Origin of the sequence: Picosynechococcus sp. PCC 7002 (assembly GCF_963860125.1) — a bacterium.
Classification (GTDB): domain Bacteria; phylum Cyanobacteriota; class Cyanobacteriia; order Cyanobacteriales; family MRBY01; genus MRBY01.
In genome coordinates, this window is sequence record NZ_CAWLFA010000001.1 from 1,479,304 (window position 1) to 1,504,842 (window position 25,539).

Below are 25,539 nucleotides of genomic sequence, written 5' to 3' on the forward strand. Positions count from 1 at the left end.
GCAAATCTCAGTCAGCGCACCATTCCATTGTGGCAAAAGAGTCGAGGGATGGTTATGAACCTTCACTCTGGGGCGCGAGGCGCAACAGTTGACCCGAATTTGCATCCGTCAGAACGTAGAGGTAACCGTCGGGGCCTTGGCGCACATCCCGCACCCGTTGGCCAATGGGAATCCGCGACTCGGCGATCACATTTCCCTGTTCATCAACTTCTAAGCGGCGAATATCCCGGGAAACCAAGCCCCCTGCAAATAAATTCCCTTGCCAATCCAAAAGGCGATCGCCTGTATAAATCGCTAACCCAGAAGGGGCGATCGAAGGTGTCCAAACCCGCTGGGGATCCGTAATTCCTGGGGCTGTCGTTGTGGGAGCCACGGGGCGACCCGTCGCATATTCCGCACTAAAAGAAACCTTGGGCCAACCGTAATTGGCTTCTGCCTGGATCAGATTCACTTCATCACCGCCCCTAGAGCCGTGTTCCGTCGCCCAAACCCGTTGATTAATTGGGTCAAAGGCCAGTCCCTGAATATTGCGGTGGCCGTAGCTCCAAATTTCCGGTAAAGCGCCCGGCTCATTCACAAAGGGATTGTCATCAGGAATTGAACCATCATCGTTAATGCGAACCACCTTCCCCAGATGACTATCGAGGTTTTGGGCCTGGTTGCGGATAAACTCGCCATCCTGCTCTAGGGGCGGATTTCCGCCGTCACCAATGGAAATGAGTAAGGTTTGATCCGGGAGCCAAGTCAGCCGAGAACCGAAATGCTGACCCCCTTGCTTGGTGCGCGCCACCTGAAAAATCACTTCCCAATCCGTCAATTTTTCCCCGTTAAATTTGGCCCGGGCAACCCTTGTGCGGTTTGCATCCTGGGTGCCAAAGGCATAGGTAAAGTAAACCCAATTGTTTTGTTCAAAGTCTGGATGAAGGGCAATATCTAACAATCCCCCTTGTCTCGAAGCAAAAAGTTGTTGGGCTTCAGCGGCGGAGACTTCTGTAACCCCGGCGATCGCCTCTGGTTCTAACACCCCATCCCGCACCAGGCGCAACCGTCCCGGCCGCTCTGTGATCAACATATCCCCATTGGGCAACCACGCAACCCCCCAGGGACGTTCCAAACCTTCAACAATTGGCGTCACTGTCACGGCATCCACCGCTAAATCCTCCGCCTGGGGACTCATGAGCGTCGGCGTTGTTTCGGTTAGAGGTGAAGTTTCATCGGGCATCGACACGGATTGGGACGAACAACCCACCAGAGGCAAGGCACTCCACCATAGGGCCGTCAGTAGCAGCTTAAGTCGAGTGTTCATGGGTAATAGATACTCCGCGAGAAATATCCCTAGGGTAGATCATCACTCTGATTTTTGGCTGGCGGCCTCTTCCTTCCAACGTTTCAGAGGGACACAGTCAATTTCAAACTGATCCAAGGCCCTAGCAACAACAAAATCCACCAGATCATGAATCGTTTGCGGTTGGTGATACCAAGCCGGAATCGCCGGGACAATTTTTACGCCCACCTCAGCCAGTTGGGTCAAATTCCGCAAGTGAATCAAACTAAAAGGCGTTTCTCTGGGGACAACCACCACTTTACGACCTTCTTTAATAGAGACATCTGCCGCCCGTTCGAGGAGATCAGAGCTGAGGCCATTGGCAATTTTTGCAACTGTGCTCATACTGCAGGGGATGACCAGCATTCCTTTTGTGCGGTAAGAACCACTGGCAATGCCCGCTCCCACATCACCCCAGCGGTGGCAGCGCAAAATGCCTTTTTCTGGAACCCCTGCCTGGTCACGCCAAAACTTAGCTTGGTGATCGGGATCAGCGGGCATAGTAATGCCATTTTCGGCTTGCCACACCATAAAGGATGCTTTTGAGGCGACGACATCCACTGTCAAGTTGGCTTCAAGCAAATATTTGAGCGTCCGCACCGCATAGATAAGCCCCGATGCACCACTGATACCTACCGTGAGGGGTCGATCCATAGAAAATTTTGACTGTAAGGTTTGTAAAGTTTTTTTAAATCAAACCTTCAAATTCTAACGCTTCGATCATTTGCAGGCCATTGGGATCGCCAATGCGTAGCAGGGCGGCCCGGGCATCTTCTTTCACGCCGACATCTTCATCTTCGACAAGGGCTTCAATGAGGGCATCAACGGCGGTGGCATAGATCACATTGGAGGGCATTTCGCGACAAAGTTGCCCTAATGACCAAGCACAGTTACTGCGGATGGCGGCCATTTTATCGCGGCGCAACCCCCGGATCAGGGGCGGAATTGCCCGGGAAATGTCTTCGTATTGGAGTTTAGCCACCTGGGCGAGGCTGCTGGCAGCCCATAAACGGACAGCAGAAATATCAGTTTGGAGGGCATGGACTAATGGATCAACGGAGCGGCGATCGCCACAATTCCCCAAGGCCCAAACAACCCCTTTGCGTACATAGCCATTCCAGTCTTGTGCAAGCACATCGATGAGAGCCGGTACCGCTGTTTCTGAGGCGTTACGACCAAGGGCATAGGCAGCACTGACACGGGTGAGGGGACAAACATCTCCCTGGAGCAGTTCAATGAGGGGATTTACCGCGCGCGCATCCCGGTGGTCACAAAAATAGCGGGCGGCGATCATGCGTTGGTTTTTATCGGCAGCAGTAAGCATCTGGAGCATCGATTCTGCCGCCATTGCTCCGTCTGGGGTGCCTTCCTGAAGCGGCTGTTCACCCAAGGTTTCGTCAATTAGGTTAAGGTCGTTTGGACTTGGCATAATTAATTACCCTACTACCGTTGTTGTTCTAGGGGCAACTGTTGGGTGGGTAGCGGATCTCTTTGAGATCGCCAACATTATCGCCTCAAAGTCTACTGGAGAGCATTTTCTTTGCAAAGGAATAAAACGGAAACTTTATAATAGAAGGCGATCCCTTCGTTCACCAAAAGAATTATGGCATTAGCACTCACGACCGAAAACGTCGAAGCAACCCTTGATGAATTACGTCCTTACCTCAAAGCTGACGGCGGCAACGTTGAGTTGGTAGAGATTGATGGCCCCGTGGTTAAACTGCGTCTCCAGGGCGCTTGTGGGTCTTGCCCCAGTTCAACCATGACCCTACGGATGGGCATCGAACGGCGTTTACGGGAAAATATTCCGGAAATTGCAGAAGTAGAACAGGTTTTCTAAATCGTTTTTCACTTTCTTTAGGGTTGTAGGGGTTTGCCATGGTGAACCCCTACTTTATGTTTACAGGGCTGTTTGAGATCAACCCGTGTTCCGCATTCCGGCGGCGATGCCATTGATGGTTAAAAGGGCGCCCCGCAGGAGTTCTTCTTTGCTGTAGCGGAAGTGAACGATACTGGCTTGGGTTTCCCTGGTGTATTGACGTAGCCGTTTGAGCAATGAGACTTGCAGGAAACCGAGGGGGACAATGGTGCCATTTCTCAGTTGGACAGAACGCTGGAGGGGGCGATCGCCATCGAGGAGGGCTTCATTTTCGGTAATTTCGAGGATTAGCCGCTTCGTGAGGTTGTATTCCTGGGAAATCTGCTCTAGAAGCTTTTCAAACCGGGGAATATCTTCTTTTTCCGCCAGTTCGTGGACATAGTGGCTCGCCATTTGTAAGTCCACCTTAGAAAGGGTCATCTCTACCTTTGAGATCACCATCCGGAAAAAGGGCCATTTACTGTAGAAATAGCGCATTAACTTCAGGTTCTCGACGGGATCCTCTTCAAAAAAGCCCTGGAGCGCGGTACCCACACCATACCAAGCGGGCACGAGGAAGCGGCTTTGGGTCCAGCTAAAGACCCAGGGAATCGCCCGGAGACTACTCAAATCTTTATTGCCTTTTTTGCGACGGGCCGGACGGGAACTGATTTGCAGTTGGCTAATTTCCGGAATCGGCGTCACGGACATGAAAAAGTCGAGGAAGTCGGGTTCTTCGTAAATTAACGCCCGGTAAGCCGCCCGCGATCGCTGGGAGAGGTCTTCCATAATCCGGTTCCAGGGCTGAATATCATCAAAGCCACTGGCTAACAAACTCGATTGAATCACCGCCGTAGAAACGCTTTCGAGGTGATATAGCGCCAAGTCTGGGAGGGAATATTTAGACGCCAGCACTTCCCCCTGTTCGGTGATTTTAATCCGGCCATTGATGGTGTTGGGCGGTTGGGCCAAAATAGCGGCGTAGGCAGGGCCGCCGCCCCGACCAACGGAACCACCGCGACCATGGAAAATGCGGAGGTCAATGCCGTAGGGATCGGCCACTTGTTGGAGATTTTTCTGGGCTTTGTGGATTTCCCAATTACTACTGAGGAAGCCGGAATCTTTGTTGCTGTCGGAATAGCCGAGCATAATTTCCTGGAGATTCGGCACCAGGCGATCGCCAAAGGTTTCATCACAGCGGCCATCGGCGGGGGGTTCATAGCCACCAGCTAAACAAGCGCGATAGAGGGGAATTTCAAACAACGCCTGCATGATTTCCGGGGCGTTACGCAGGTCGTCCACCGTCTCAAAGAGGGGGGCAATGCGGATGGTGGTCATCCCTGTGAGGGGGTCATACAAACCCGCTTCCTGGGCCAAGAGCAGCACCTCTAAGACATCACTGACTTCGTTGGTCATGCTGATGATGTAGGTCTGGCAAATGCCGATGCCAAATTCCTGCTGGAGACGGCGCAGCACCTGGAGCGTTTGGATCGTCTCGACGGTTCTTTCCGAAAAGTGCATTTCCTTCGGAATCAAGGGACGGCGGGTTTTAAGTTCCTGCACTAGCCAAGTGGTTTTTTCTGCGTCGCTTAGGTCGTTGTAGGATTTGGGCAATACTCCCAGGTAGTCAACAATTTCGGCGATCGCATCGGAGTGGCGCGTTGATTCTTGGCGAAAATCAAGGCGAGTGAGCACAAAGCTAAAAATTTCGACTTGGCAAATGAGTTTATCCAGGGCCGCACAGTTGATTTCCGTCTGTACCAGGCTTTCGCGGATCAGTTTTAGGTCAGCGAGAAACTCCTGGCCACAAATATAAACCTTGTCATCGGCCGCTTCTACTTTATTTTCCCAGGCGGGCATATTCGCTAGACGACGGTTGCGCTCCAAGGTATTTTCCAAGCGCCGCTTAATGTAGGCTAACTTGAGACGATAGGGTTCTTGGCGGTAACGAATGGCCAGGGTTTCGTAGATGTCGGGGAAAATATTTTGATCCTGCTCCAACGAATCCAGCAGATCCGGCAGCACATTACTCCAGTGCAGCGATAAGCTCAACACATCCGAGAGGGATTCCACCGAGGCGATGTAGCGTTCCAGCACCAAACCCCGTTGATAGCAAGCTGTCTTCCACGTAACGTCAGGAGTGACAGAAGGGTTGCCATCGCGATCGCCCCCGACCCAAGAGCCAAAATTACAAAAATTGGTGGTGGGCACCTTGAGGGTTGGGAAAGATGCCTTTAGGGCCTGTTGGAGCCGTACCGATAATTCGGGCAGGGTGTCAAACAGAACTTCCTCAAAATAATGCAACGCATAGTCCACTTCGTCCAACACCTGGGGTTTAAATTGGTGCAGCTCATCGGTGCGCCACCAGAGCCGAATTTCTTCGGTAAGTTGCTGCTGAATATTTTCAATTTCCCAAGAATCGCTTGTCCCCAAGCTTTTCAGCCCTTCTTCGGTTTGATCCAGTTGCCGTAGGATCCCCGCAATCCGCCGCTGCTTATTGCGAATCGTGTGGCGGACAATCTCCGTGGGGTGGGCCGTAAATACCAGTCGAATATCCAACTGATTGAGAAGACGCTGGATCGTCTGGGGCGGCATATTTTGGTGCTTGAGATGGGGAAACAACCAATCAAAGGTGCCGGCTTGGGTGGGGGCAATTTCTGTATGGACGCTGTTACCGTTGGCTTCGCTGGCATTGGCAGAGGCGAGGTTCCGCCGAAATTGTTGTTGTTCGCGCTGTTCGTAATGTTGCTCGACGCTATTGATCAGCTGGAAATAGAGGGCAAAAGCCCGTGCTGCCCGGATCGCATCTTCTAGATCTAGGGTTTCGATCAGCTCAGAAATACTACTTGGAGAGAAGTTTAGGCTTTGGCCATCGGCGGTTCGGGTTGCCCGGAGATGATTGAGCCGTTCGACGAGTTTTTGACCACATTCTTTCTGCAACACCGCCTGCCAAATGTCTTCAACCAGCGTGAGGCGTTGCCGGAGGAGAGATTGGGAAGTGGACAAAAGTTCAGCTTCGGCACTGGGGGGATGCATGACTTGGTTCATGGTACTTAGACGTTTGGGGCTAGGAAAATGGGCTGTCTGCTGTGAAAGAAGATCTTGATGATTGTAAGGGTTAAGGTTCGATCGGGGTAGTGCAGTGGAACACGGAACGGGCGATCGCCTTTGGGGGGTGGCGGTGGCGGTGCAGGCTAATCGGACGTCTCAACATCGGGAAAGGGTAAAGATGGTAGGCGATCGCCCCGGAAAATTTCTTCACTCCAAACCCCTGCCTGCGTTAGGGTCTGGGCGAGATCTTCACCCCAACGGTGGGTCAATAAATAGGCTGGGGCTAATAACCCAACCAGGAGATTAGAGGGCACAGGTAACTGAACTTTCATCGGGCTACAGACACGACAGGGCATCCTTATCCTACTAGTCTATTTATGGGAGAACAATTCTGGGGACTTTCGTTTATCTTAGGGGTGAATTGTCCCCACCCGGCCACCCTAAAAACGCTCCATTGTTACTGTGACAACTGCAACCTCCACGGATCTTCACTTTCATTTAGCACCCTGGCTCCAGGATGCCATTCGCCTGGCGGTGCCCCTGGGAGGGTATCTGCGGTTGCGGGTGCGACTGCGGGGGAATACGCTCCACATCCTCTGTGAAACCAGTTGTCCCACGGAAAAAGAAGAGATTACCCAAGCCATTTTACGGAGAATGCGCCGTCAACCTCCCCCTGTGCAACTCCTAGAGCCGACCCCTGGAATCACAATTCACCGTCTCATTGTCTATGGTCGCCTCCGCCAAGAGAAAAAAAGCCTCTGGTTAAGCCTAATTCCCCTGGGTCAGTCGTCCCCATCGTCGAACCCGGAGACGTTCCAGCTCAATCGAAAAAATCAGGCCCGCCTCGGTTATCCCCAGGCGATCGCCCAATATTTAAGTCAAAATCTCAGCCAATTGGGCATTAATATTCGGGTTGAAACCCAGACCCTAGCGAATACAGCCCCCCACCAAGGGCAACAGCGTCTCTGGATTACCTGTGAATGTGACTACAGCCCGGACTATGGCTTGCTGACAGAATCTCTGGTGCAGCGACTCCGGGAACTGGAAATCAAAGGTTTTCGCGATGGGGCAATCCGCTGTCAAATTCGTGGGGAAGAAAAGCCAGAATGGTTGCTATGGGTTGATCTGACGCCCCCCGATGTCATGTTGCGGCAGTGGGGCCAATGGGGAGATCCTGAGGCGATCTCCCAGATTTTGACCCAGTCATTCCAAGCCCACCCCCTCACCATTCGGGCGGCTGTAACCGATGCCGTGTTGTCCCTGGAGTGCATCCTGGCCCCCAATATTTCCCTAGCCCAGGCCCACATTCTCAAGACCATCCAAGACATTCTCGACGTCCTCGCGCCCCAGGGGTTACAGCGCGCGCTAATCCGGGCGAAATCAGCTCCCCACAATGAAGAACTCTGGCGCAGTGAATGGTCGTTGCCAGGGGTACACCATGATTCTCCCGGACAGTTGGCCCAACAGGGGGATTTGGAGGCGTGGCGGTTTTTGCTCCAACGTTGCCTGAATCCTGATCTGACAAGACGTTTAGCCACTGGCGGCATCCACATTACCCTCCGCCAAAAGGATGACACCCTCTACATCATGACGGAGGCGATCGCCTGTCCACCCCAAATGGCAACGCTCAAGGCGATCGCCACTCTTTTTCGGCATTTAGAACCCCATCCCTTTAGTCGTCTAAAGGTCTATGGCCGCCGTTCGGGCCAAAGCAAAGCCCTCTGGCAACAATCATTAAAATTCAACACCATTACCCCAGCCAGGACATCACCACAGACGCCAACGGAAACCGCCCTTCCCCCCGTCGAAACTGACCCCAGTCTTTCTCCCCTAGAACGCTTCAACCAAGGTGCCCGTAATCTCCTCCAGCGTAGTCGCCTCTGGCAGCCAATACCGGATAATTGTGGTCTGGTTTTACACCAGGGTGAATCCGAGCGAAACGTCTTTTCCCCGCAGCGGCGGTGGCGAGTGGCTTGCCTGTGGCTGCTGGGCGGCATTTTAGTCACGGCCCAAACCGATTGGTTGGCGGGCCAATGGCTCCGGCGGGATCTGGCTCAACCCCAATCTGTGTCCCTGTCCCAAACCGATCCAGCAACCCGCTCAGAGGTCTTAGATGCCCAGCTTCCAGTCACCAATTGGCCAACCACGGCCCCAAAGGCGATCGCCCCTCCCCTAACTAGCCCCTATCCTTCCTTTGATAATCCGCTCCTAGACGAAAAACTCGCCCTCTACCAAGAGCGCATCGCCAAAAATGGTGTACCTGACGTTCTTATTATTGGTAGTTCCCGTGCCCTGCGTGGCCTCGATCCCCTGGCCCTGCAAATGGCCCTCACCGAGAAAGGCCATCCGCCCCTTGATATTTTTAATTTCGGGATTAATGGTGCCACTGTCCAGATCTTTGATCTACTGCTGCGGCAAATTCTCCCTCCGGAGCAACTGCCCCAGTTAATTATCCTTGCCGACGGAGCCCGTGCTTTTAATAGCGGTCGGCAGGATTTGACCTACGAACTGATGACCCGTTCCCCAGGTTTCCAAGCCCTTGAAGCAGGTACATTTTCTCAACTGTTGTCTCAAGATATCCCCAAACATCAGGCAATAACTTCTGTTGTTCCTGATCTAGAACAAATCACCACCCAATGGCTGGGAAAAATCTCCCAGGTCTATGATCAGCGACAATTTTTCAAAGAACGCTTTTTTGACGAAACCCTAGCGCCATTCCACACCTGGGTGTCTACAGCAGAGGCAGCATCCCCGATGATTTCTACTGAGTCAGGGCAGCAGTTTAATTTAGATGGTTTTTTGCCCCTCGACCGTCGCTTCATTCCAGAAACTTACTACCAAAATCACACCCAAGTCACGGGAAATTATGACGGGGATTATGCGGCGTTTAATCTCCGGGGAACGCAACACGAAACCTTCTTAGAGCTTTTAGATCATTTCGAGTCTCACCAAATTCACTTGGTCTTCTTGAATCAGCCCCTGACGGATTACTACCTCGATCCGGTACGTCTGGATTATGAACGGCAGTTTCGCCAGTATTTTCGTCAATTGGCTAATCGAGACAAGCTTGATTTCGTTGATTTTGTCCACCAACAAGCCTGGCAAGGCCGTTATGAATGGTTTTCGGATCCGAGCCATCTCAATCAGTTTGGTGCGGCGCAAGTGGCCCAAGAACTAGCTAAAGTTTCGACGATTCCCTGGCCACAACGTACTTCAGACTAATTTTCTTCTGATTTTTTTCAGGACAAGGCTTCGGTCTCTGTTAATGCTCGACGATGGCGCTCAACGACCTGTTTCACCTGGGAAGCTAGCCATCCATCATAGGCCGGATAAACGGCGAGCCGGGGTTGTAATTGCCAGCCTTGATCAGCGAGGAGGAGTTGCAATTGATCGAGGTGGAGATGGGAATAGTCGGGATTGACTTCATCCTTGGGGACAATACCGCCGAGATCCCTCGCCCCAGCCTGGAGACAACCTAAAAGCCATTGGGGATCGGCCACAAGATTAGGAGGAATTTGGATCGTGATCTCCGGTGGCAAAATGTCACGGGCCAATTGAATAACCGCTGGGAGTTGCTCAGGCAAAAAGGCTTCACCTAAATAGTCCTGGGTTTGCCCAGGACGGTGGGGCTGCAAAATCACCTCTTGGATGTGACCATACTGATGCTGAATTTTGGCGATCGCCTCTAATGTATCCTGCCAATCCTGGGGCGTTTCACCGATTCCCAACAGCAGCCCTGTTGTAAATGGGATTTTCAATTCTCCGGCTAGAACCAATTGTTGTAGGCGCACCTGGGGATCTTTGCTGGGGGCGCGACGATGGACGGGGAGATCCGGACGCATTTGTTCTAACATCAGCCCCATGGAACCATTTACATCCCTTAACAATTCCATTTCAGTACGACTCAGGGGGCCAGCATTGGTGTGGGGAATAAAACCGTAATCTAAGGCCAACTGACACAAATCATAGATGAGCTGGATCAAAGGCGATCGCCGCCCTGAAGCCGGATGCACCTCTCCACTCAAAATCAAAATTTCTCGGACGCCTTGCCCCCAGAGATTTTCTAGACGAGCTTGGGCAGTCGCTAGGGTCAACCAACGATCCTGACCTGGATCAACACGAAAATTGCAATATGAACAGCGATTGAAACATTCGTAAGTTGGCACCAAGGTGAAAGCTGGACTGTAGGTCACAACAGCGTTTGCCTGGTTACTGCCGCCGCCTACCGGGCGATCAACCCTTGACAGATCCAGCATGGCCCCTCCGCAAATCAAAACATTTCCTTAAAACACTTTACAAAAAGCAATAGTTTCATTAATATAGCTACTAAGGTTAAGCACCTTGATAATTTCATAGCAATCATAACGATATGACTACTACACTACAACAGCGCGGAAGCGCTTCCTTGTGGGAGAAGTTCTGTCAGTGGATCACAAGCACCGAGAACCGCATCTATGTCGGTTGGTTCGGCGTCCTGATGATTCCTACCCTTCTCACTGCTACTACCTGCTTCATCATTGCGTTCATCGCAGCTCCTCCCGTTGACATCGACGGTATCCGTGAGCCCGTCGCAGGTTCTCTTCTCTACGGTAACAACATCGTCTCTGGCGCAGTTGTACCTTCTTCTAACGCAATTGGTCTCCACTTCTACCCCATCTGGGAAGCTGCTTCCTTAGATGAGTGGTTGTACAACGGTGGCCCTTACCAGTTGGTAATTTTCCACTTCCTCATTGGTGTTTTCTGCTACATGGGTCGTGAGTGGGAACTTTCTTACCGCCTCGGTATGCGTCCCTGGATCTGTGTTGCGTTCTCTGCTCCCGTAGCAGCAGCAACTGCAGTATTCCTCATCTACCCCATCGGTCAAGGTTCCTTCTCTGATGGTATGCCTTTGGGTATTTCTGGTACGTTCAACTTCATGATCGTATTCCAGGCAGAGCACAACATCCTGATGCACCCCTTCCACATGCTTGGTGTGGCTGGTGTATTCGGTGGTTCTTTGTTCTCCGCAATGCACGGTTCTCTCGTAACCTCTTCTTTGGTACGTGAGACCACTGAAACCGAATCTCAGAACTACGGTTACAAGTTCGGTCAAGAGGAAGAAACTTACAACATCGTTGCAGCCCACGGCTACTTCGGTCGTTTGATCTTCCAATATGCATCTTTCAACAACAGCCGTTCCTTGCACTTCTTCTTGGGTGCATGGCCTGTAGTCGGTATCTGGTTCACTGCTCTTGGTGTATCTACCATGGCATTCAACCTGAACGGTTTCAACTTCAACCAGTCCATCCTTGACTCTCAAGGTCGTGTAATCAACACCTGGGCGGACATTCTGAACCGTGCGAACCTCGGTTTTGAAGTAATGCACGAGCGTAACGCTCACAACTTCCCCTTAGACTTAGCAGCTGGCGAGCAAGCACCTGTGGCTCTGCAAGCACCTGCAATCAACGGTTAATAACTGTTTGAGTCTTCGGGCTTAGTTGAGAAAAGATGATTGCTTTGACAGTAAAACTGAATAAGTAATGATTGGCGAAGGCCCCTACCAGAGATGGTGGGGGTTTTTGCTTGCTTTTTTTTGGGACAATTTCGGATTGTTGGCATTTTCAGCTAAGGAAAATTGGGATTTTAGCTAGATGCTGCTGAGCAAATATTTTCATCATTCACGTTTGTAATGGCTGAGGCGTCAAACTCGCCACCACTGAATTCTCCTTCTAGCGTTAGCTCATCGCCGACTGAGATGTTCTGTCTGGTATTGTCGCCACATACGCTCCAAGAATCGACTCGGATGCTGCGATCGCCTGTGTTGATACTAAACCCATCTTCCCAGACTCGTTCCACAGTTCCTGTTAGAACACCATTGTCCATCTGGGTAGCGCCCGTACAACCAATCAAGCCCATTAAAACCAGGGGAGTTTTAACCGATAGTTTCATGAAAATTTTTCCACTCGGTAATATAAATGCCTCTATTTTAAGTTTTATAAAATCGAAATTTCGCTATAACTATGGAGGTATGCATGAAAAAACCTAATAATAATGAGTAATATTTATGATCTTTCAGTTTTTTTAGAACCCCAAGAAAAAATTCTCTGGCAAGGCATGCCCCAGGCGGCCGGGTCATCGCCCTGGAGTCTGAAAATCATTCAAGCTTTTGGCTATTTTGGTTTATTTGCGTTTGGCTTCTTTTTATTAATTGGGCTGGCAAATTGGGATGAACTAGGGGAAGCACTCGGCATTTGGCTTACTTTTTTGGGATTAAGCTTGGCGATCGCCTTTGCTTTTCTCATTGTCATGCCGAAGGTTGTTCGTTCTTCCCTCAAGGCGACGAATTACATCGTGACCCCAACCCACGCCGTCATTGTGCAGCATCTATGGCAAACCCAAATTAGTCGGATTCCGGTACCAGAAAACGAAGAAATCGTGATTTATCGCGACCAAAATTTCCATACGGTGCGGTTTTATCATTACGATAATCGAGCTGCAAATCCGGAGAATCGCGTCTACCGTGTTTATCAATTTGAGCGACTCACCCCGACCGATGCTGCCACTGCCGCAAAGGTACTAGAAACAATTCGCGGTCAAGCGGGGCCTGATGCTCAACCCGTATTTTCGAGCCGTCCCAAGTCCACCTAAAAACTGCCAGAATAAACTTGTTTTGTTGAGTTAAAAACCAACTAAGATTGTTCGATTTAGGCGATCGCCCAGATATTTTCTGGGTAAGTTACACCGATTTTCACGAAAGAAAATACAATACAACTCAACATGGGTTCAGCCTTTGCCAGTAAATTTTCTCTGTCTATCGAAAGGAGTATGGCAAAATGAACAGGTTAAAAACATTGTGAACGGAACGGGTATCGGTTAATGGCTAAATTTATCTTTGTCACCGGTGGTGTGGTCTCCAGCATCGGGAAAGGCATTGTGGCAGCAAGTTTGGGGCGTTTACTCAAGTCCCGTGACTATTCGGTGTCGATCCTGAAGCTCGATCCCTACATTAACGTCGATCCTGGCACCATGAGCCCGTTCCAACATGGGGAAGTTTTTGTCACCGAGGATGGTGCAGAAACAGACCTCGACCTCGGCCACTACGAACGATTTACCGATACCTCCATGTCTCGCCTTAATAGTGTGACCACCGGTTCCATTTATCAAGCGGTGATTAATAAGGAGCGACGGGGCGATTATCAAGGGGGGACGGTTCAAGTCATTCCCCACATTACCAACGAGATTAAAGAACGAATTTTTCGCGTGGCGGAGAATACGAATCCTGATTTTGTGATCACAGAAATTGGCGGTACCGTCGGCGATATTGAATCTTTACCGTTCCTAGAAGCGATTCGTCAGTTCCGCAAAGAGGCTGGCCGGGACAATGTTTTGTATATGCACGTAACCTTGATCCCCTGGATTTCGTCGGCGGGGGAAATGAAAACGAAGCCCACCCAACATTCTGTAAAAGAATTGCGCTCTATTGGGATTCAGCCGGATGTGCTGGTGTGTCGTTGCGATCGCCCCCTACCCCAAGGCCAACGGGAAAAAATTTCGGAGTTCTGTAATGTCCCAGAAGAACAGGTGATCACCTCCCAGGATGCCAGCAGCATTTACGAAGTACCCCTGATGCTGGAACGGGAAGGCTTGGCAGAACAAACCCTCAAGCTGCTGCGAATGGAACCCCGGCAACCAAATTTAGAGCAGTGGCAAAACCTCGTCGAACGGATGAAGCGCCCGAACCGCCATATGGATATCGCCATTGTCGGCAAATATGTCCAGCTCAATGATGCCTATTTATCCGTGGTGGAATCCCTCGGCCATGCGGCGATCGCCAATGACATGGACATCAAACTCCATTGGGTCAACGCTGAGGATATCGAAAAACACGGCGCGTCCATGTATCTTGCGGATATGGCGGGGATCGTCGTTCCCGGAGGATTTGGTTTACGGGGCGTTGATGGAAAAGTAGCGGCCATTGAATATGCCCGGCTCAATCAAATCCCGTTCCTGGGCCTTTGTCTTGGGATGCAATCTTCAGTGATTGAATGGGCCCGTAACGTTGCCAAATTAGAGGATGCCCACAGCGCCGAATTCAACCCCGAAGCGAAAAACCCCGTGATTAATCTTTTGCCAGAACAGCGGGATGTGGTGGATCTTGGTGGCACCATGCGCCTGGGTTTATATCCCTGTCGGCTCACCCCTGACACCCTGACCTATCAACTCTATGGCCAAGAGGTGATCTACGAACGTCACCGTCACCGCTACGAATTTAACAATGCCTACCGGAGTTTGTTCTTAGAAACGGGCTATCAAGTGAGTGGAACTTCCCCCGATGGTCGCTTGGTAGAAATTATTGAATATGCTGACCATCCGTTCTTTATTGCGACCCAGTTCCACCCCGAATTTCAATCTCGTCCGAACCATCCCCACCCCCTCTTTTTCGGGTTTATTCAAGCGGCGGGAAACCACAAGTCCCAACCGATTTCTGATGAGCTAGATAACCAGAGTACGGAGATGTCTATTTCTCTGTCCTAGGGCGAAGAACCTGTAATGAATTAACTTGATCACAACGATAAAAACCATGGCAAATTCCGTACATCATATTGTTCTGTTTGAATTGGCAGCAGCAACTGGGACTGCTGAAACCCAAACGATTATTGAAGATGGCCTGACTCTCTTGGGGGCAATCCCTGGGGTTTTGAAAGTTGATCTGGGGTTAAAGGCCCGGTCAGATCGGGATGTCCACATTAAGGATTATCAATTGGCTTTGTATGTGCAGTTAGAAAGTAATGCAGCCCTTGATACCTATGGGCCTCACCCCAACCACCAAGAATTTCTCAAGCGACATAAGAGCAAATGGACGAAAGTTCAGGTGGTTGATTTCTTCGGACAGTAGATGGTTAACTTTGTTTATTTATCATGCGTTAGTGCGAGGGCAATTCCTTGAATTCCTACGAAAGTCGCGGCCATTTACTTACAGAACAGGTCAACCCCCAGAGTCAAAATTTAGATCAAATGTCGGCTTTGGAATTGGTCGATCTCTTTAACCAAGAGGATCAAAAAACCCTGGAGGCGATCGCCAATGCCCGCGAAGCACTAGCCCAGGCCATCGAAATCACCAGTGAAGCTCTGATGCATGGTGGGCGGTTATTTTATGTGGGGGCTGGAACCAGTGGCCGCCTCGGCGTTTTAGACGCTGCGGAATGTCCGCCCACCTTTTGCACCCCCCCGGAACTGGTTCAAGGGATTATTGCCGGAGGGGCCGGAGCTCTCGTGCGCAGTTCAGAAGATCTTGAAGACCGGGCCGAAGACGGAAAAAAGGCGATCGCCCAACGACAGATCACCGAATTAGATGTCGTTGTCGGTATTACTGCGGGGGGAACCACTCCCTATGTCCAAGGTGCCCTGATTGCCGCCCAACAGCGCGGAGCGAAAACTATTTTCATTAGTTGCGTTCCGGCCGAACAAGTGCCCTTTGCTGCCGCTGTTGATATTCGTCTACTGACTGGCCCCGAAATTCTGGCAGGCTCGACCCGTCTTAAGGCCGGAACTGTCACCAAAATGGCCTTAAATATTCTTTCGACTAGCGTCATGGTTAAGCTCGGTAAAGTTTACGGTAATCGCATGATTGATGTTGCCGTCACAAACCATAAACTCCATGACCGGGCACTGCGCATCCTCCAAGACCTAACAGATTTAAGCCGTGAGGAAGCGGCCATCCTTCTAGAAAAATCCCAGCGTCGCGTCAAAATAGCATTATTAATGCATTGGAAAAATGTAGACGCCTCAGAAGCAGAGCATTTATTAAAAGTCCATCAAGGCAGTCTCCGAACAGCGTTAAAGTCATAAACTTATTTTATAAGCGCTTATCTAACATGTCTGCCAGTAAAGAAAAAACCGCAAGTTGAGTTGCTGCAACAAAGAGAATCAAAGTAGATTCTGTCAAGTCTTTTCTAAGTATATCCTGAGCAAGGGAGATTAAAAAACCCAGAAAAAAAAGACTAGCAATCGGCACAAATATTCTAATTGGCGCAAAATAAATTCCTGTTCTTAGAATTAATTTAAAAAAACGCAGCGTGTCTTGAACGGGCTTTATTTTGCTTTTTCCAACTCGATGAAAGTAGTTTATTGGTTCATAGTGAACAATATAATTATTGGTCAGCATTGCTAATGTAATAGTTGTTGTAAAACTAAAAGTATCAGGTAAAATATGAATGAATTCCTGAGCAATTTCTTTACGAAAGACTCGCATGCCACTATTAAGATCTGGAATCTTTTGTTTGGCGATCCACTCAGCAAAACCAACTAAAAAGAATTTTGGAATCTTGCGGATGTTAGAGTAAGTAACATTTTTCCCTGTGCGAGAGCCAACCACCATATCAAACCTACCGCTCATTCCTAAACTGATCAGATCTAGCAATCGCTCATTCGGATAAGTCCCATCAGCATCAGTGATTGCAATCAAATCATATTGAGCATGGATAATGCCTGTTTTAAGGGCTGCACCATAGCCTCGATTTATCGGATGTTTTAAAAGACGAATTCCCGGTTGCTCTTCTAAAATTTTTGCAGTATTGTCAATGGAACCATCATCAACCACAATAATTTCGTAGACTTGTTCTACTTGGGAAAAAATTGTCTTTAATTGCTCCAATGTTTCGGCGATCGCCCCTTCTTCATTATAGACAGGGATAATAATCGAAACCCCTGGAGACGGAGATTGTGGCATGGGCTCAGGTACTACTGCCATCACAGAATAAGTCTAAAGTTAATTGTTTATTTTGCTAATTATAAATGAGTTTAAACCTGTTAGATCGAGTCAGTCAATTTTTATTGACTCGCTCAAAAAAAGTATGTGATCGCACTACTCTATTCTGGCTTCTATTCGCACTATTTCTTGGCCTTCTATATCCAATTTTAGCCCTGACTAAAATTTCCGGAGAGCTTCACTGGATACAAGATGATGCTCGACAACATATTTTTTGGATGGCGAGATTTTTAGATCCAGAATTATTTTCCGATGATTTAATTGCGGATTATTACAACTCAATTTCTCCAGCCGGCGTATCTTTTTTTTATTATTGTCTTGCTAAATTGGGTGTTGACCCTGATTTCTTATCTAAAATAGTACCTTTGTTACTCAGTCCTCTGACAGTATTTTTAAGTTTTATCCTTTGCTTAGAAATATTACCAATTCCCTTTGCTGCTTTTCTGTCTAGTACAGTTCTGATACAAAATCTCTGGCTTCAAGACGGACTAACTTCCGGAACTGCGAAAGCTTTTTTGATTCCTATTTTTTTATTATTTCTTTGGGCAGTAATACGTAAGTCTTTTTTCTGGACAATAGGATCAATAGTTTTTCTAGGATTGTTTTATGGATCTTTTGTGTTAGTTGCAGCAGGAGTCTTAGTCTGTCAATACTTTACTCTAAATCAAGGAAAACTTCAGCTTAACTACAATCGTCATGATAAAAATTTAGCAATTTCTGGATTGCTAGTTGCCTTTGTCGTGTTATTGCCCCACATCCTTAGTAATTCTGACTTCGAACCTGTAATCTCCCTTACTCAAGCAAAACAACTGCCAGAATTTGAACCAGGAGGAAGAGCAAGTTTTTTTCAAACTAACTGGTGGGATTACCTTTTCAATGGTGGTCGTACAGGGATTCGTCTTACTGCGGCATTACGACCTGATTTAGTCTATATTTCTTTATTATTGCCGATTATTTTTTTATATAAAAAACATTTTCCTTTAACTCAAGACATTCGCCGATTGTTTGTGTTGAACCAACTACTAATTAGCGGATTTGTCCTATACACATTGGCTCATTTATTCCTATTTAAACTTTATTTGCCTAGTCGTTATAGTTTGCATAGTTTGCGTTTTAGTTTAACCATTCTTTGTGGTCTGACTTTGGTGATTTTATTGGATAAGCTAGTTCGTTTATGTCGAGAAAGATCTTTAAGGACTGTGCGGCTAGTCTTTCTGGTATTTGCTTTGTTTTCTATTGCTTTTTCTTTACTTGTTGATCCATTAACTGATAAAGACTTTCCTAGTACTGGATATATCACTGGGAAATATCATAATTTATATCAATTTTTACAACAAACTCCAAAAGATACCCTGGTTGCTTCTTTTGCCGATGAGGCCAGCAACATACCATCTTTCTCGCAACGGAGTGTATTCGTAGCGGCAGAATATGGCATCCCTTACCATGTGGGATATTATGACCAGTTTCGCCAACGTACTCAGGATTTAATTACAGCCCATTACAATATTGATCCCACAGTACTGCAGAGATTTATTTATGATTCAAAAATTGATTTATGGTTGGTTAATTCTGATGTTTTTAGCGTCAAATTCTTAGAAGCGAATCGATGGTTTAACCATTTCCAACCTCAAGCCAGCAATGCTATTCATCAAGTTAAGTTAAATAAAGAGGCGATCGCTCTGTGGCAAGTCCAAAAACAATGCACCATCTTTACTGATCAAGATATAAATGTAGTGAGCTCGGACTGCATCCTAGACTGGATTTCTAAAGAGCTAAACTAGCCTTACCTGCATTATTTGATTAGTGTTAGACTTAGAATGAACTTAATAAAAGTTAATAAAACCTGTTCTAGGGTATGACTTCCATCTTTCCAAACAAAACGAAATCTTACAATCAAGCCGCGTGGCAAAAAGGCTATGAATCCCAGCGACAGGAACTTGCCTATGAAGTCACAGATATTGACGGCGAGATCCCTGTCGAATTGATGGGAACCTTGTTTCGTAACGGGCCTGGGCTCTTAGACATTGGTGGCATGCCGATTAAGCATCCTTTCGATGGTGATGGAATGGTCTGCTCAGTCAGCTTTCAGGAAGGGCGGGCCTATTTCCAGAATCGCTTTGTGCAGACAGCAGGGTTTGTGGCGGAACAAAAAGCTGGTCAACCTATTTATCGAGGCGTATTTGGAACGCAAAAACCGGGCGGTATTTTCAATAATATGTTTGACTTGCGGTTGAAAAATATCGCAAACACAAACGTGATCTATTGGGGGAAAAAACTGTTAGCCCTCTGGGAAGCGGCAGAACCCCACAGTTTAAATCCTGAAAATTTGGAAACGCGCGGCCTGGATTATTTAGGGGAAACGCTCAAGCCTGGGGATAGTTTTTCGGCCCATCCACGTATTGATCCGGCGAGTATTTGGGATGGGGGCGAACCTTGTTTGGTGAATTTTGCGGTAAAACCAGGTCTTCCGACGCGCTTGGTGATCTATGAAATTAGTCCGGCAGGCAAATTACTGCGCTATCGAGAACATGAAGCTAAAGGCTTTGCATTTATCCATGATTTCGTGATTACGCCCAATTACGTCATTTTTTTCCAAGCGTCGGTGAAATTTAATCCTTTGCCCTATGTTTTGGGGTTTAAGGGGGCCGGTGAATGTGTGAAGTTTGAGGCGGATAAACCGACGCAGATGATCGTCATTCCGAGGGATCCGGCACGGGATGATGTACAAACGTTAGAGGCGGAGGCGGGTTTTGTGTTTCACCATGCCAATGCCTTTGAGCAGGATAAACGAATTATCGTGGATTCGGTCTGCTATCAGTCAATCCCCCAGGTGCAGGCAGATGTGGATTATAAAAATGTTGATTTTGAGACTTTAGATCCGGGGCAGTTATGGCGCTTTACTCTAGATTTAGAGACAAAAAAGGTGACGCGAGAACTATTGGCTACCCGCTGTTGTGAATTCCCGGTGGTGCATCCAGAGCGTGTGGGACGGGACTATCGTTATGCCTACATCGGGGCGACCCACGCCAAAACAGGCAATGCACCGTTGCAGGCGGTGTGGAAGGTGGATCACCAAGGGGAGGATTCTCAAGTTTATTCCTTTGCGCCAGACGGATTTACGGGGGAGCCGATTTTTGTACCCCGTCCAGGAGCTACGGCAGAGGATGAAGGCTGGGTTCTCTTGATGGTCTATGATTCGGCCCAGCATCGCTCGGATGTGGTGATTTTTGATGCGCAAAATTTTGCTCAACCTTTGGCAACCCTACATTTAAAGCAGCATATTCCCTATGGCCTGCATGGTAGTTGGACGCCGGAAGTGTTTGTGAATTTCTAGTCGACCGATTCTTTGGGGTCAGGCGATCGCCAAATCCACCAGGCCCCTAAACACAGGGTGCAGTTACCCAGGAGAGTGAGGGCGGCTTGGATCGTGACGAGCCATTCGAGGCTGGGTGCATTGTCGAAAAAGTGCCAAGTGCAGGCACACATCGCGCTAACGAGGGACGGCAACATTCCCCAGGCGAGGGCCGACCAGCTTTTGTCTTGGGTCAGATTGCCGTAGGTTTGGATCAGCCAAATAGCCAAAATCCACTCCAAAACGCTAGAGATGTGGACAATCCAAGTGGGAAAGGAAAGGGCGTTCATCGCAGGGGCAGAAATTTTGTTTAAAGTTGCTTGATAAAGTCTAGTAGATGATGGGCGATCGCCCCCTTGCTGGCCTGGGGAATTGTCGCCTTGCGGCCTTCTTTGTCGAGGAAAATCAGTTGGTTCGTCTCACTAGCAAAACCGGAATTAGCTTGATCCACGGCATTGGCGGCGATCGCATCGAGTTTTTTCCGTTGCAATTTAGCCAGGGCGGGGGCCGTAATTTCCCCCGTCTGGGCCGCAAAACCGATTAATTTTTGGTCGGGGCGTTTCCGTTGACCCAGTTGGGCGGCGATGTCAGGAATTTCCTCTAAGGCAAGGCTTTCGGGCAACTCTGCCTTCGCGAGCTTATGGTCATAGTTCACCGTGGGCCGCACATCACCGACCGCTGCACACAGAATGAGCCAATCAAACTGATCCGCCTGGGATAGCATCATTTGCTCCATTTCGGCGGCGCTAGTGACGGGAAAGCGGTGGAGATTCGCTAAATTTTCTAACAAGCGACTTTCCATCGGCCCATGGACTAGGGTCACAGTGGCGCCTCGATAGGCAGCGGCTTCGGCGATCGCTAAACCCATTTTTCCCGTCGAAGGATTACTAATAAAGCGCACGGGGTCAAAATGCTCCCTGGTTCCTCCGGCGCTGACGAGAATTTTTTTGCCTGCGAGATCCGCTCGGCCCCGACTGTGGATCAGTGCTTGAACCGCTTTAATAATCTGCACGGGTTCTGCCATGCGTCCTTTGCCTTGGCGATCGCAGGCCAACAAACCACTATTTGGGTCGAGGATGTGATAGCGCTGATCCTGTTGGAGTCGCCGCCAATTGGACTGCACCGAGAGCTGTTGCCACATGTCCGTATTCATCGCCGGGGCGACTAAAACTGGGCAAGTGGAGGCCAAAATAATGTTTGTCAGCAACGTATCCGCAAGGCCCAGGCTTACTTTTGCGAGGGTATTCGCCGTTAGGGGGGCTAGCAAAATTAAATCTGCCCATTCTCCCAGGTCGATATGCACCGGTCGGGGGCGGTGGCTATCCCAAAAATCTTCGTCTGTATAGGCTGGGTGACGGCTGAGGGTGGCCACCGTGAGGGGCGTGATAAAACGTTGGGCCGAATCCGTCAGGACGACCCTGAGCTCTGCCCCAGCCTGGAACAGTTGGGAAATGACTTCACAAACTTTGTAGGCGGCAATGCCCCCACTAATGCCGACGACAATCTTTTTTTCGTTGAGCATTTACGATTCGTCGTAGGCTTCGATGTCCAAGAGGTGCCAGTAGGGTTCGACTAACTCTTGCCGTTGAAAGGCGATCGCCCGCAACAAGTGCCAATCCTGGAGGGCTTCAAAGGGAGTTCCATAATCGTCCTGTTCTAATCGTGCGGCGAGTTGAGCCACATCCGTTTCGTCCATGTGGGCGATTTCCTGGGGGGTTTTTGTTAAGACTGTCATAAATAAGACCTCCCTGACGCTGCACGTTCTTTTAGGTTCTGTTCATTCTTTATTCTACTCTTAGAAATTCCCAAAACAATGGCCTGTCACCGTTCTTATTGTCGGCTTGATTTGTCGAGTAAACTAGACGTAATCTTAAGGGGAGATTCTGTTCCCCAAGGAGTCAGCCTCCCATGTTAATTGAACCCAGCGTGTTGCGAGCTGCCCAGCAGATCTATAACCAATATGTTGCTGTTCATCCCGTGCGCTCCCAATATGTCACTGGGGTTTCGGTTAATCCAAAAACGCTCCAGGGATTTGTCAGCTTTCGTGAACGGTCTATTCTCTTGCCCAGGGAAGTTTTCGTACCTGTCGAACAGCTGATGAGCTACGATGTCTGACGTTAAAAACTGAGCATTTCCTCGGCGGATCGTTCTCAGAAAAAAAAATTTTAGGTGTCCGTTCCGGACGTTTCGAGACGACAGCGATCGCCAGCACCACAGGCTTGTCGTTCTTCCCGGTTTTGGATCAGAGTGATTAAATCGGGACGGCCCGTTAGTTGCAGACGATATTTCGCCCAGATGCCATAAACCCAATCGGCCAGTTGCCCAATGCCAGGAAGTTTGGTGATGCCATAGACCCAGCCCATCCCCAGGACTTCGTAAACATACCGAAAAACCGCCACATTTTGGAGCACTGTCCCGTCGGGTAGTACGCCATGGATCCGCTCCATCGCTGCCCGGAAAGTCACACCACCATGGCGACTGGGGTCGTAATCATCGGCTGCCACATCCACAAAGCAAATTAACCCACGGCCATTATCCTTGCGCCGCAGAAAGTTAACCTCCCGCAGACAAAGGGGACATTGACCGTCATAGAGCAATTTGACTTTCCAGGATGGGGCGGAGGACATGGCGCAATTTCGGAGTGAGATACTTAACTCCATTGTAAAGATTTTTTGCGAGTACCTGGGGAATCACCAAAAGGGCGTTTTTAAGGCTGTGTTCTTTTGGCGATCGCCCCAGTCTTTCACTCTCCAATTACCAAATAGAATCCCACCAAGCCTCATCTGTTGGCGTTGGGCCATTGGTTTCGATAAAGTCAACCTTGCGGCGAATGTCTGCTGGCTCCCAACCCGTTAACTTCGCCAGGGTTTGTACCGCCGCTTCCTGGCGTTGGTAGGTACGTTCTCGATAGGCTTGGGCTGCACTACAGGTCATTTCCCCCCGATAGGGATGACGAATCACATAGCGCCCTTGGAAAAACTGACGATTGGTCGTTTCTTGGAAACGGAGATCTTCCGGAAACTTGTCGCGGCCATAACGCACATGGAGCCTCGTGATAAACACCCTGGGGAGATATTGATCTTCATCCCAAAAGACCCCCGCCTGTTTTAGCTCTGCTTTCGTTAGATTGGGGGCAGAACAGGGATCACAACTGCTCATGTCCCAGGCGTATTCTAGGAAAATATCATCCCGGCCTTGGCGTTGGTAGTCTTGCTCAAACATGGTGGTATAAAAATCGCCAAACTCCGCTTCCACAAATTCGGGAATTTCCACATTCGAGGGAATTTTTACGGTGCGATAGTTAGTTACTTCCGCCTGGCCCTTGGGGGAAAGGATATAGACAATCAGATCCTGGGCTTGTTGGGCGTTCATCATTCCCAAGCGAATCGGCAGCATATATTTCGGTGACTCGAAGGCCATCATCAGGGGACGCAATTGGTTTACGCCGCTCCGGTCAAATTCTTCGAGGTTGACCTTGGCCACAAAGAATTTCAGTTTGTTGCGGATATAGGGCCGCAGTAACTCACTGGCCCCCTGGGGTAGTTGATAATCGTTTTGGCGTAACCAAGTTTCGAGGCCATCGGATTCTTTGGCACTGAGAATGAGGATGTCGTATTCGCCGACGCTAAATTGTTCCTCGATGGTGACGCCGAGATCGGCTGCTGTTTCGCGCATGGATTCTGCGGCCATGGGCATTGGTGGCGCCGCATTTTGCAGGAGCCCAAAACCATCATCAAATCTCCTTACAGCACAGGGATTTTCGTCAAAATATTCCACGAGGCGGGGGGCGCTAAAGTCATTCAGGCGTTTGATGATACTCGCTTCCCCAATGTGAACCTGTTCTTCTTTGAGAATAACTGGGACAGGCACCACCAGGGCAAAATCTGAGACTTCTCCTTCATAGTCGTTGGCCATGGTTAGTACGGTGCGATCGCCATCCCGGGCAATAATCACCTGGGATGCCTGGTTATAGAGATCGGTATCGGCCTTGGCGACATAGAAACCACAGAAGGCCCAGGCGGGTTGGGTCAGTAGTAGTAAACCAATACAGGTTATGGCCAAGCCGCGCAAATATTGCAGGATCGTTTTAAACATGATTTTCCTTAGATAACGGGGCGAGTTTGTAGGGTCAAAGAAGAATCGCCAATAGGGGCTTTCACCTGAGCTTTTTCTTGCCACTGGAACCGGGGCGATCGCCAAATTTTATCGATCACAATGGTGCTAGGAGCCAGACAGAATAATGCCCAGAAAATTGCCGTCGAAGTATAGAGGCCATGTTGCAAAACAAAGGTGAGCAGGGCGATACTAATGGCCCAAAAAATTCGTCCCTGTTTCCCATTGGGGATCGAGCGCGGATCCGTAAGCATAAAAAATGCAAATAGCAGTAGCGAGCCGCTAGTAAGCTGGTGGGCAACCACATCCCAACTCCAACCCAGCCAGAAATTACGAAGAATTTCTAAACCGCCGTAACTTGCTAGAAAAGCAATCGACGTATCCCAGCGACCAACTCGGTTGAGCACAAGGCCAGCCGCACTAAAAAATAGCAATAGATACCACCAATCAGTGCCCCATTGACCGGGAGAAACCCAAGCCCCATCTGTCCACAGGAGAGCCATAATGATGCCGAAATTGGCGGGGTTGAAAAAATGTTTTTCTTGATAACGGAATAAAAATTTACTGGCGATCGCCCCGACCGCTGCCCCCACTAAAACGAGGGGATGATTTACCCGCAGGAGCAGGGAAAGGCCCAAGCCAGTAATCGCCGCACTCCGCGCCCCGGAAATAAGTAGCGGTTGCCATTGTAGAGGGGTTTCTTGTCGGCAACGATAGGCTTGCCAAGCACTGAAGCTCCATTGGGTCAAAATACAGGTGGCGATCGCCAGCAAAACCCAGGTTAAATTTAACGTCCAGTCTCGCGTGTAAACTCCCAGCAGGAGAAACGTCGTCAGAATTGCAATTTGATAATCACGGGCATCACTGAAGGGCATTGAAAATCCTCCCTGACTAAGCAAGAAATAAGTTGCCTAAAGTATGAAAGACAAGTCCAGGGATGACGAAAAGGTTTCTTTTTTTGTAACAGAAAACCTTGAGACTTGTGGCAGTCGTAAACTAGAGTCAAGGCAGGATTCCAGGGGCTGTTTAATATTAAAAAATGTGAATTTGATTGACTAATAAATTTCTAGAGCGTCAAACACAATTGTCTCTGT

At 49.1% G+C, this 25,539-nt stretch carries 24 protein-coding genes; 10 read left to right on the plus strand and 14 right to left on the minus strand.

Annotated elements, in window-relative coordinates; translation table 11 throughout:
* Window positions 1-52: 52 nt before the first annotated feature.
* The 3 genes from AACQ84_RS07185 to AACQ84_RS07195 all read right to left on the minus strand — a co-directional run bounded on the left by AACQ84_RS07185 (window position 53) and on the right by AACQ84_RS07195 (window position 2,753).
* Entirely contained in the window at window positions 53-1,177 is a 1,125-nt protein-coding gene (locus tag AACQ84_RS07185; RefSeq protein WP_234991448.1) for a PQQ-dependent sugar dehydrogenase, read from the minus strand.
* Between the two features lie 171 nt (window positions 1,178-1,348).
* A complete protein-coding gene (locus AACQ84_RS07190) occupies window positions 1,349-1,978 on the minus strand; it encodes a flavin prenyltransferase UbiX (protein WP_012307025.1) in 630 nt (209 codons plus the stop codon).
* Between the two features lie 34 nt (window positions 1,979-2,012).
* Entirely contained in the window at window positions 2,013-2,753 is a 741-nt protein-coding gene (locus AACQ84_RS07195; RefSeq protein WP_012307026.1) for a HEAT repeat domain-containing protein, read from the minus strand.
* Window positions 2,754-2,927: 174 nt separating this feature from the next.
* Here AACQ84_RS07195 and AACQ84_RS07200 point away from each other — a divergent pair, with 174 nt between their 5' ends.
* Window positions 2,928-3,164 (plus strand): NifU family protein, encoded by a 237-nt coding sequence (locus AACQ84_RS07200; protein WP_012307027.1) that lies wholly within the window; start codon window positions 2,928-2,930, stop codon window positions 3,162-3,164.
* Window positions 3,165-3,242: 78 nt separating this feature from the next.
* On the opposite strand, the gene ppc is transcribed toward AACQ84_RS07200, so the two are convergent.
* A complete protein-coding gene (ppc, locus tag AACQ84_RS07205) occupies window positions 3,243-6,230 on the minus strand; it encodes a phosphoenolpyruvate carboxylase (RefSeq protein ID WP_012307028.1) in 2,988 nt (995 codons plus the stop codon).
* A 146-nt stretch (window positions 6,231-6,376) separates the two neighbouring features.
* A complete protein-coding gene (locus tag AACQ84_RS07210; protein ID WP_143589350.1) occupies window positions 6,377-6,565 on the minus strand; it encodes a hypothetical protein in 189 nt (62 codons plus the stop codon).
* Window positions 6,566-6,695: 130 nt separating this feature from the next.
* On the opposite strand from AACQ84_RS07210, the gene AACQ84_RS07215 reads away from it, so the two are divergent.
* A complete protein-coding gene (locus AACQ84_RS07215; protein WP_041443482.1) occupies window positions 6,696-9,455 on the plus strand; it encodes an SGNH/GDSL hydrolase family protein in 2,760 nt (919 codons plus the stop codon).
* Between the two features lie 17 nt (window positions 9,456-9,472).
* Here the strand turns inward: AACQ84_RS07215 and cofG are convergent, their stop codons facing one another.
* Window positions 9,473-10,489 carry a 7,8-didemethyl-8-hydroxy-5-deazariboflavin synthase subunit CofG gene (gene cofG / locus AACQ84_RS07220; protein WP_012307031.1) on the minus strand — a complete coding sequence of 339 codons (1,017 nt, stop codon included), beginning with the start codon at window positions 10,487-10,489 and terminating at the stop codon, window positions 9,473-9,475.
* A gap of 113 nt (window positions 10,490-10,602) precedes the next feature.
* Here cofG and psbA point away from each other — a divergent pair, with 113 nt between their 5' ends.
* Window positions 10,603-11,685, plus strand: coding sequence for a photosystem II q(b) protein (psbA, locus tag AACQ84_RS07225; RefSeq protein WP_012307032.1), 1,083 nt, complete (start codon window positions 10,603-10,605; stop codon window positions 11,683-11,685).
* A gap of 170 nt (window positions 11,686-11,855) precedes the next feature.
* On the opposite strand, the gene AACQ84_RS07230 is transcribed toward psbA, so the two are convergent.
* Complete coding sequence (locus tag AACQ84_RS07230) at window positions 11,856-12,161, minus strand: hypothetical protein (protein WP_041443483.1); 306 nt, start codon at window positions 12,159-12,161, stop codon at window positions 11,856-11,858.
* A gap of 102 nt (window positions 12,162-12,263) precedes the next feature.
* Between AACQ84_RS07230 and AACQ84_RS07235 the strand changes: the two genes are divergently transcribed.
* From AACQ84_RS07235 to murQ, 4 genes are all read left to right on the plus strand, one after another.
* Window positions 12,264-12,860 carry a hypothetical protein gene (locus AACQ84_RS07235; RefSeq protein ID WP_012307033.1) on the plus strand — a complete coding sequence of 199 codons (597 nt, stop codon included), beginning with the start codon at window positions 12,264-12,266 and terminating at the stop codon, window positions 12,858-12,860.
* Between the two features lie 228 nt (window positions 12,861-13,088).
* Complete coding sequence (locus AACQ84_RS07240; protein ID WP_012307034.1) at window positions 13,089-14,747, plus strand: CTP synthase; 1,659 nt, start codon at window positions 13,089-13,091, stop codon at window positions 14,745-14,747.
* A gap of 46 nt (window positions 14,748-14,793) precedes the next feature.
* The gene (locus AACQ84_RS07245; RefSeq protein WP_012307035.1) at window positions 14,794-15,108 is read left to right on the plus strand and encodes a Dabb family protein; all 315 of its coding nucleotides are present in this window, start codon (window positions 14,794-14,796) and stop codon (window positions 15,106-15,108) included.
* 47 nt (window positions 15,109-15,155) lie between these two features.
* The gene (murQ, locus tag AACQ84_RS07250; RefSeq protein ID WP_012307036.1) at window positions 15,156-16,061 is read left to right on the plus strand and encodes an N-acetylmuramic acid 6-phosphate etherase; all 906 of its coding nucleotides are present in this window, start codon (window positions 15,156-15,158) and stop codon (window positions 16,059-16,061) included.
* A 7-nt stretch (window positions 16,062-16,068) separates the two neighbouring features.
* On the opposite strand, the gene AACQ84_RS07255 is transcribed toward murQ, so the two are convergent.
* Complete coding sequence (locus tag AACQ84_RS07255; protein ID WP_049761600.1) at window positions 16,069-16,962, minus strand: glycosyltransferase family 2 protein; 894 nt, start codon at window positions 16,960-16,962, stop codon at window positions 16,069-16,071.
* A gap of 44 nt (window positions 16,963-17,006) precedes the next feature.
* Between AACQ84_RS07255 and AACQ84_RS07260 the strand changes: the two genes are divergently transcribed.
* Both AACQ84_RS07260 and AACQ84_RS07265 read left to right on the plus strand, forming a co-directional pair.
* Window positions 17,007-18,761 (plus strand): hypothetical protein, encoded by a 1,755-nt coding sequence (locus AACQ84_RS07260; protein WP_071819465.1) that lies wholly within the window; start codon window positions 17,007-17,009, stop codon window positions 18,759-18,761.
* Window positions 18,762-18,835: 74 nt separating this feature from the next.
* Entirely contained in the window at window positions 18,836-20,314 is a 1,479-nt protein-coding gene (locus tag AACQ84_RS07265; RefSeq protein WP_012307039.1) for a carotenoid oxygenase family protein, read from the plus strand.
* On the opposite strand, the gene AACQ84_RS07270 is transcribed toward AACQ84_RS07265, so the two are convergent.
* The 3 genes from AACQ84_RS07270 to isiD are packed head-to-tail and all read right to left on the minus strand — an operon-like array spanning window position 20,311 to window position 22,067.
* The gene (locus AACQ84_RS07270) at window positions 20,311-20,622 is read right to left on the minus strand and encodes a DUF2499 domain-containing protein (RefSeq protein WP_012307040.1); all 312 of its coding nucleotides are present in this window, start codon (window positions 20,620-20,622) and stop codon (window positions 20,311-20,313) included. The genes AACQ84_RS07265 and AACQ84_RS07270 overlap by 4 nt on opposite strands.
* Before the next feature lie 20 nt (window positions 20,623-20,642).
* The gene (gene coaBC / locus AACQ84_RS07275) at window positions 20,643-21,854 is read right to left on the minus strand and encodes a bifunctional phosphopantothenoylcysteine decarboxylase/phosphopantothenate--cysteine ligase CoaBC (protein WP_012307041.1); all 1,212 of its coding nucleotides are present in this window, start codon (window positions 21,852-21,854) and stop codon (window positions 20,643-20,645) included.
* On the minus strand, window positions 21,855-22,067 hold the full coding sequence (gene isiD, locus AACQ84_RS07280; RefSeq protein ID WP_012307042.1) for a protein IsiD: 213 nt from the start codon (window positions 22,065-22,067) through the stop codon (window positions 21,855-21,857).
* Between the two features lie 173 nt (window positions 22,068-22,240).
* On the opposite strand from isiD, the gene AACQ84_RS07285 reads away from it, so the two are divergent.
* Window positions 22,241-22,447 carry a hypothetical protein gene (locus AACQ84_RS07285; RefSeq protein WP_012307043.1) on the plus strand — a complete coding sequence of 69 codons (207 nt, stop codon included), beginning with the start codon at window positions 22,241-22,243 and terminating at the stop codon, window positions 22,445-22,447.
* A 50-nt stretch (window positions 22,448-22,497) separates the two neighbouring features.
* On the opposite strand, the gene AACQ84_RS07290 is transcribed toward AACQ84_RS07285, so the two are convergent.
* The 3 genes from AACQ84_RS07290 to AACQ84_RS07300 form a co-directional block, all read right to left on the minus strand.
* The gene (locus AACQ84_RS07290) at window positions 22,498-22,959 is read right to left on the minus strand and encodes a thiol-disulfide oxidoreductase DCC family protein (protein WP_234991411.1); all 462 of its coding nucleotides are present in this window, start codon (window positions 22,957-22,959) and stop codon (window positions 22,498-22,500) included.
* 127 nt (window positions 22,960-23,086) lie between these two features.
* Window positions 23,087-24,427 carry a DUF2330 domain-containing protein gene (locus AACQ84_RS07295; RefSeq protein WP_012307045.1) on the minus strand — a complete coding sequence of 447 codons (1,341 nt, stop codon included), beginning with the start codon at window positions 24,425-24,427 and terminating at the stop codon, window positions 23,087-23,089.
* An 8-nt stretch (window positions 24,428-24,435) separates the two neighbouring features.
* A complete protein-coding gene (locus tag AACQ84_RS07300) occupies window positions 24,436-25,320 on the minus strand; it encodes an RnfABCDGE type electron transport complex subunit D (RefSeq protein WP_012307046.1) in 885 nt (294 codons plus the stop codon).
* Window positions 25,321-25,539: the final 219 nt, after the last annotated feature.